Source organism: Streptomyces sp. NPDC057474, assembly GCF_042802555.1.
Classification (GTDB): domain Bacteria; phylum Actinomycetota; class Actinomycetes; order Streptomycetales; family Streptomycetaceae; genus Streptomyces.
In genome coordinates, this window is sequence record NZ_JBHVDX010000086.1 from 31,847 (window position 1) to 38,433 (window position 6,587).

Genomic DNA, 6,587 nt, shown 5'->3' on the forward strand with positions numbered 1-6,587 from the left:
CGCGCCTGATGCGGCCCTCGCGCGTCAGCGCAGCCCGGCCTCGAAGGCGTAGATCGCCACGTGGACGCGGTTGCGCAGGCGCAGCTTGTGCAGCAGGTTCTGCACGTGCGTCTTGACCGTGTGCTCGGACAGGATCAGGGACTGCGCTATCTCCGTGTTGGACAGGCCCCGCGCGACGAGGTCGAGGACCTGGCCCTCGCGATCGGTCAGCTCCTGCGGGGGGACGTCCGAGACGGAGGTGGTGCCCCGCGGGCGGTCGGGGGCGCCGGACCCGGCGGGCAGCGGGCCCCGGGTCAGCACGTAGCCGGCGGCGGCCAGGTGCACGGCGGCGGCGAGCTGCCGGGCGGTGGTGGTGGCGGGCAGGTGGCCGTGCACGAGGTGCTCGGTGCGGGCGTCGGGTTCGCAGCCGCCGACGGTGAGCACGGGCAGGCCCGGGTCGGTGTCCGCGAGGAGCGCGGCGATCTCGCGGGGGTCGCGCAGGCCGTGCAGGACCAGCACGTCGGGGGTGTGGGCGCGCAGCGCGGCCAGGGCGCGGGGCCCTGGCTCGTCGTCGCCGACGAGGGTGATGTCGCCCTGGCCGTCGAGCAGCGACATGACCCCGGCCCGTGCCAGGGCGTCACCGCCCACGAGGAACAGCCGCACCCCGGCGGGCTCTGCGGCCCGGTCGGGCGCCGGCGCCGCGGCCCCGCCGGGAAGCAGCCGCAGCCTGGCGACCGGTACGACGTCCGTTCCCGCTTCCGGCATGACTCGCCCCTCACGCACTTGTGGATGCCGGTCACGCTATCCGGCACCCGGGGCGCGGCCCCGGCCGCTCCAGTCGCCTTCGAGGGCCCGGCGAGCACTTCCGGAGCGGGACAGGGGCGCGAGCCCGACCCGGGAGGAGAGCCGGGGCGGGGGGCGGCCGCGGCCGACCGCCCGCCCGGCCCGTCCGTCCGGGCCGGTGTTCGGCTCGGCGCCGCGGTGCGCCATCGGCATACCGCGGAGGACGACGTGGCCCTCCCCCGCCGTCGCGGGCCGGTTTTCCGCGTCGACCCGTGCGAGGAGCCGGAGCGCGGCCACGAGAGCGTCGCCGTCCTGCCCGGGGCTCATCCGCGACTTCGTCGACCTGAGCGCAGCCCCGTGAAAAACCAGGCCCGCAGTGCTCGCGCTGCGGCAGCTGGTGGACGCCCTCGCCGCCGACTGAGCCGCAAGGCCGTGCATCCCTGTTCGCCTCGCCAGAAGCGGTTGAGCGTTGCCAACGCCATCAGCCAGGACGCCGCCACTACCGCCACGGCAAGCGCGGCTACCGGTTCCGCCTCGCCACTCACGCCCAACGGCGCCGCACAGGCCTACTTGAGTGACGTCGAGAACCGCGTCTACCTGAGCCGATTCACATCGGAGGTCGAGAACGGGGACTGGATCGACGACTACTCGGAGTCGATCGATACCAAGGGGCTGACGCAGGGATGCAGGCCCGCGTTCTGGCGCGACAACACGTCCCTGGTGTGCGACCTGAACCTGATCACCTTCACGTCCGACTACAGCTCGGTGGTGAAAGCGCAGGAGCTGGTACCTGCCAACGACCGCTCCAACGGCGCCCCGATCCGGTCCGCGGACGGCAAGAGTTTCGCCTTCATCTCTGAAGGTGAAGGCGGCAAGCTAGCCCTGTTCCGCAGCGACTTCGCGGCTGGCGGCTCCGCCCAGCCCAAGAAGATCGCCGACCTGGAGGCGCCCCTCGACAGTGCCAGCGACCACGTCGAAACCCTGGTCCGCTGGAACTGAGCCGGTGCCCGCGCGCCCTGTACAAGGGCGGCTTGCACCCGGGCCCGGATCGACGCAGCCTGATCGCCTACTACCTGGAGAGAAGGTTCCCGGCTGAGTCGCATCGCGCAAGGGGGATCAGCCCAAGCTCACGTGCGGCCTGCAGGTCTTGGTACGCCTGCGTACGGCTGACGTAGGTGTGGGGGCACACGTCCTCCACGATCACTTTGCGTGTTGCCTTCTCAGGCGAGGCACAAGCAACGATGAAGGCCGTCTTTTCGATTCGCGGCAAGTAGACGTCCCACCACTTCGGCCCTGTCCGGCGCCGAAGCTCCTTGAGCAAGGCAAGCTGCGGGCCGGACAGGTGTTCGCCGACCTTGTGTACTGCCGGCGGAGACCAGCCCATGGCAACCCACTCCCAGCCCTCCTCCGTCTTCCGGGCAGGGCCGAAGGGCACGGCGGCCAGAGCATGGGGGAGCGCAAGCTTTCGTGCGGCCACCCGCACCTGGTCCCGCTCTCGGTCGGAGGCAACACCGTGGATCGTGATGGCGTTCTCCTGCTCGATGAAGCCCCCGCGGTCGACCTCAAGGGCGATGCACATTGCGACGTCCGACGCGCGGCACTTCATGTAGATCCGGAAGCGCGGGGGGAAGAGGTGGCCAGCCACCATGACCATGGGCTCCCTGAACCACTCCTCGTCGCCGACATGGTCTGAGGTGGGCTCCACATACATGCCCTCGCTCCAGTAGGGGGTCACCGGGCCCCCCGGCTGGGATCGTCCTTGAGTGCGGCGCTCAGCAGCAGGCCCAGCGTGGTGGTTCCAGCGAATGCGAGGCCGGCGTTCCGGATGGCATCCGTAGCGGCGTGCTTGTCGAGCACGGCAAGGATCACGGCGACGGCCGCCGCGAGGACACCCACCAAGACGACTACCAGCACGCGGTAATGAGTAACTGTCACGGGCAACACTCTTGCGCCCGACCGCGGCACCAATCCAGCTTTTGCCGGTCCGCAGAAGAGGTAGCAAAAAGTGGACAGTCTCTGAGCTGGGCAAACACGATCCCGGTGGGTCCCGGTTCCGCGGTCCGGGTTCGGAGCGTGGGGAACGCCGCAGGGCACGACCGACATCAGCCCGGGCGCCACAGCAGGGGAGGGGGCCGGTCGCCACCCCAGCAAGATCAATCTTACCGGGATTTCCTGACTTCAGTCAGCGCGTCGGTCGCGAGTGAATCGGAATGTGGACTTCCCCGCCGCCGCAGTCAAAGTCGGACCACTGGTGTTCGGGGTCGAGCATCCATCCGTTGTCCGTCGCAGCGCGCACAGCCTCTCGGATCGCCTCGGCCCTACTGGCGTAGGCCCCGAGATCACGGAAGCGAGCGGCAACCCGAGGTCCGAGGTGTAGGTGTCCACCGAGGCCAGCCACCCCCCGCTCTGGATGATCAGAAGGTGCGTCGCCACCAATCCGACGCGGGCGCCGAGTTCGAGATATCGAGCGTGATCGGTCTGCATCACCAGCCCTTCGTACTCCGGGAAGTACAAGGCAAGGTCTCGGTGTGCCTTCTGGTCGCCTTCCTGCGCCCTTGCGCAGTACGGCGACGGCATCGGCAATCCGCTCGGGGGAAAGGGCGTCGTTGGGCACGGTGGCTCCCGTCGGGGTGGGGTCGACCTGGTGCACGGCGGTGAAACCCTCCCGGAACAGGACGCTCGCAGCTTCGGTGAGCGGCTGCTTCAGCGCCTCGTAGCCGGTGGTGTAGCCCTCGTGGTACCGGCAGAGCCGGTTGAGTTCGCCGCAGGCCGGGCAGTTCTCCCAGTCGACGGCGTCGTACGGCTCGATCTCCATGGGCACGTCGGCGGTGGGGTACAGCTCCAACCAGGGCCGGGCGGTGAGGTACGAGCCGATCGAGCGGCGGGGCAGGTGGTGGTCCTTGTGCCAGTTCATGGGCCGGACCGTCACACCTGAAGCGGACACCTCCGCGGCGCCGAGAAAGCCGTGGGAGAGACTGGACCGCCCGGCGGGTAGTCGGGCACCGTGACGTCCTGGACTTCCTGCTCGATGGCCCAGTCCCGGACCCGATCCCACTTCTGCTGGATGGCAACGGCCCGCACGAGGGCCTCGCCGGCCGCCATCGGGCGACTGAGGTCACCGACGTCCGCCGCCAATCGCTTCGCTTCCGCCTTTAGCTCCAACACGAACGTGCGCACCTCTTCCTTCGTCCGGAGGGGCGGCCCGGCTCCGAGTTGTTCGGTCACCCCCAGACCAACGCCAGACGGCACGACTGGACACGGCTCACAGAGGGGCGCCGAGCCGTCTGTGCACGCCCCGCCGATCCGCAGCGGCTGCTCGTGAAACCCCGCCAAAAGATCTTGGTCCGCCGTGTCAAGAATCCGGCGGCCCGGCGCCTCTCAGGTTGCGTACGGCCGCTGCTTCACAGTGAGGCGCTGACAGGCCGCAGGCTGGAGGAGTCCGGTGGAGTTGACGGGTATCGGCGTCGTCGTATTCCTGGTGCTGCTGTTCGCGCCGGGGTTGACCAAGGTGCTGCACAGCATCGCATTCCGTGTCCGGGCCGCGGGGAAGGCAGAACTGATCCGCGCCGAGGGCGAGTCGAGCGATCGGCCGGGCCGGGGATGCCGTAGGGGGAAGCGAGGGCGGCGTGGCTGAGCACGCCGCAGCGGTATCGGCCCTATTCGCGGAGAGGCACGGGCAGATGGTCGGCTTCGCCCGCAAGCGGCTGCGCCGCTTCGGGATCCCTCAGGCATGGGCGGACCCTGAGGACGTGGTGCAGATCGCCATCACGAGCGTGCTGACCAGCACCGAGCCGGTCGCGCAGATGCGCCCGTACGTCTTCAAGGCCATCGAGAACGAGGTATGGCACGCGGCAAAGAGCTACCGCAACGTCCAGGTGTACGGGTCCTGGGACACGGACTTGCGGATGGAGGCTGCCGGTCCCGCTGCCGATCCGTTACACGCGGTCGATCTGCGCCTTGACCTGGACACCGCGCTGGACGCCCTGCCGCCGAAGCAACACAGAGCGGTGCTGTGCACCAAGGTACTGGGGCTGACCCGAGCGGAGACTGCCCAGGCGATGGGCTTGGCGCCGGGGACGGTCGCCACCCACGTATCTCGGGCGGTGGCCACGCTGAAACTGACCCTCGGCGGCGCCCTGGCCGTGGTGCCGATCGGATGCGCAGTGCAATGGCTGCGCTCCGGCTCGCTACCCACCGAACCCGCCGGGGTCAGTAGCGCGGTGAGGACGCTGCTGTCGCAGCCCTGGTGGTGGATTCTGGTGGGCATGGCCGCCCCCCTGCTCCGCAGTTGGCCGTTGAAGTCGGGAGGCGTCGAGCCCTGCTGGGGGTAGGAGGGTTGTTGGGAACGTTGCTCTGGGGCAGCGGACGCGCGGACGAGGACTCCGGCTCCCGATTCACGAGGAGGGCCGCCGACGAGATCCCGCTCCGGCGCGAGGTCGACCCTCCTACCAGCCGACGAAAGCGCGTTTGGGTGGAGAAGCGGCAAGAGCACGTTTGGCTGGAGGAGCGCCGCTGATATCGGAAGGCCGGACCAGGCCGGGCCGTAGCCGGTGGTCACTCGGGAAGGGCGCGGTCGCTGGGCCCTCCCCGAGTGATCCCGTCATATTCGCGGACACTCTCGCGTCATGAATCCCGGATAAGCTCCCCGTTCCGGAGCGACCAAGCCCCGGACCCCGACCCGCGTGCGTGACGTAGGGGGCCTGGAAAGCCAGAAGCCGGACCACAGAGTGGTCCGGCTTCGACAGGCCGACCACGGTAACAAGAGGCGGCCGCGCGCATGGTTCCCGGATAAACTCCCCTTGCTGACTGATTGCGCCTAGCGGAATGCCAGACTCTTCCAGGCGAGGGTTCCAACGGCGGGGCGATCTATGAACACCCTAAACGTCGAAGTCTTAGTGTCGCCAATGATTCCTTCCCCGCTGCTGCAGGTTATTCGGGTCGTTGCATAGGTGCCGCCCCTCGGTATGGCCGTAAACGGTGCCAGCTTGTAGTAGCCAACCGCGTTCACCCTCGCGCTCCTGGTCTGCCCTGCTGCGCTCATGGTGACCTGAACGGGGCGGTAATTGAGACCTGCACCACCACAAGCAACCCCCCCGTTGACCTGTACTGTTCCACTCCAGGGCCAGGCGTGTGCCGGTGCTGCGGTCGTGGGTACGGCAGTGACTGCAGCGGCGCCAACGAAAATGGCACCCACAAGGATGTTCAGCGGCTTGCGCACAAGGGTGGGAGACATCTTTCCTCCGTGGAAGGCGAGAGGAAGCAGCTTGATATCCAGCTGGAAATTTGCCTCAGCGTTAGGTTTTCTCGACGACTCGATGCGTCGTCAGTACCCGCATTCGATACCGAATGGCACCCATGAAGAGTCTAGGAGCGTTGCTCCATCCGTGCACCTGGGATGGCGCGCTTGCGCCTTGCTACGTCGCAGCCTTGGCGCCTCCGCCCCAGTGGCAGCTGCGCTGATCGTCGCCCATCACGTGGAGGAGTCGAGGAGTGGTCCGGGCGCGACGGACGCCCCGCACTCTTTGCACGCGACCGCCCCGGCGATCGACCGCAGCACTTCCAGCGCTTCGTACACGTCCAGTTCAGGGTCCCCGGCCGGAGCGTCGCACAGTCCCAGATGTGCACGACGATCGACCCCGGAACGGCCGCTGCCGGGAGGGCTTGCGCTACTTGCGCAGGTCCGCGCCCGGGCACGTGTACGCGGAAGGGCCCCGGTGGTGTGCGAGCCGCCCTAGTGAGCCGGTTTTGAGTTCTCCCGTCGCCACTTGAGTCGTGTTCCGTTTCGGATCGTGGCTTGGGCGGTGACGGGGCTGGTGGTTTGCGGT

The 6,587-nt window shown here is 68.4% G+C and carries 9 protein-coding genes; 3 read left to right on the forward strand and 6 right to left on the reverse strand.

The features are described 5' to 3' along the window. Nucleotides 1-24: 24 nt before the first annotated feature. Nucleotides 25-744 carry a response regulator transcription factor gene (locus ACFU53_RS23785; RefSeq protein ID WP_383995800.1) on the reverse strand — a complete coding sequence of 240 codons (720 nt, stop codon included), beginning with the start codon at nucleotides 742-744 and terminating at the stop codon, nucleotides 25-27. Between the two features lie 36 nt (nucleotides 745-780). Further along, a complete protein-coding gene (locus ACFU53_RS23790) occupies nucleotides 781-1,089 on the reverse strand; it encodes a hypothetical protein (RefSeq protein ID WP_383995803.1) in 309 nt (102 codons plus the stop codon). Between the two features lie 135 nt (nucleotides 1,090-1,224). Between ACFU53_RS23790 and ACFU53_RS23795 the strand changes: the two genes are divergently transcribed. Continuing rightward, nucleotides 1,225-1,761: a hypothetical protein gene (locus tag ACFU53_RS23795; RefSeq protein WP_383995806.1), complete on the forward strand. Its 537-nt coding sequence runs from the start codon at nucleotides 1,225-1,227 to the stop codon at nucleotides 1,759-1,761. A gap of 70 nt (nucleotides 1,762-1,831) precedes the next feature. On the opposite strand, the gene ACFU53_RS23800 is transcribed toward ACFU53_RS23795, so the two are convergent. From ACFU53_RS23800 to ACFU53_RS23815, 4 genes are all read right to left on the reverse strand, one after another. Beyond that, entirely contained in the window at nucleotides 1,832-2,473 is a 642-nt protein-coding gene (locus tag ACFU53_RS23800; RefSeq protein WP_383995809.1) for a hypothetical protein, read from the reverse strand. A 20-nt stretch (nucleotides 2,474-2,493) separates the two neighbouring features. Next, the gene (locus ACFU53_RS23805; protein WP_383995812.1) at nucleotides 2,494-2,676 is read right to left on the reverse strand and encodes a hypothetical protein; all 183 of its coding nucleotides are present in this window, start codon (nucleotides 2,674-2,676) and stop codon (nucleotides 2,494-2,496) included. Nucleotides 2,677-2,944: 268 nt separating this feature from the next. After that, nucleotides 2,945-3,676: a hypothetical protein gene (locus ACFU53_RS23810; protein WP_383995815.1), complete on the reverse strand. Its 732-nt coding sequence runs from the start codon at nucleotides 3,674-3,676 to the stop codon at nucleotides 2,945-2,947. An 11-nt stretch (nucleotides 3,677-3,687) separates the two neighbouring features. Then, nucleotides 3,688-3,987 carry a hypothetical protein gene (locus ACFU53_RS23815; RefSeq protein ID WP_383995818.1) on the reverse strand — a complete coding sequence of 100 codons (300 nt, stop codon included), beginning with the start codon at nucleotides 3,985-3,987 and terminating at the stop codon, nucleotides 3,688-3,690. A 217-nt stretch (nucleotides 3,988-4,204) separates the two neighbouring features. On the opposite strand from ACFU53_RS23815, the gene ACFU53_RS23820 reads away from it, so the two are divergent. Together ACFU53_RS23820 and ACFU53_RS23825 are read left to right on the forward strand one after the other, a co-directional pair. After that, complete coding sequence (locus tag ACFU53_RS23820; protein ID WP_383995821.1) at nucleotides 4,205-4,396, forward strand: hypothetical protein; 192 nt, start codon at nucleotides 4,205-4,207, stop codon at nucleotides 4,394-4,396. Further along, nucleotides 4,389-5,093, forward strand: coding sequence for an RNA polymerase sigma factor (locus tag ACFU53_RS23825; RefSeq protein ID WP_383995823.1), 705 nt, complete (start codon nucleotides 4,389-4,391; stop codon nucleotides 5,091-5,093). Before ACFU53_RS23820 ends, ACFU53_RS23825 begins: the two co-directional genes overlap by 8 nt. Nucleotides 5,094-6,587 lie beyond the last annotated feature (1,494 nt).

Excerpts from the sequence above, each read along its gene's own strand:
- ACFU53_RS23785 (WP_383995800.1), bottom strand. The coding sequence starts at position 744 with ATGCCGGAAGCGGGAACGGACGTCGTACCGGTCGCCAGGCTGCGGCTG.
- ACFU53_RS23790 (WP_383995803.1), bottom strand. The coding sequence starts at position 1,089 with ATGAGCCCCGGGCAGGACGGCGACGCTCTCGTGGCCGCGCTCCGGCTC.
- ACFU53_RS23800 (WP_383995809.1), bottom strand. The coding sequence starts at position 2,473 with ATGTATGTGGAGCCCACCTCAGACCATGTCGGCGACGAGGAGTGGTTC.
- ACFU53_RS23810 (WP_383995815.1), bottom strand. The coding sequence starts at position 3,676 with ATGAACTGGCACAAGGACCACCACCTGCCCCGCCGCTCGATCGGCTCG.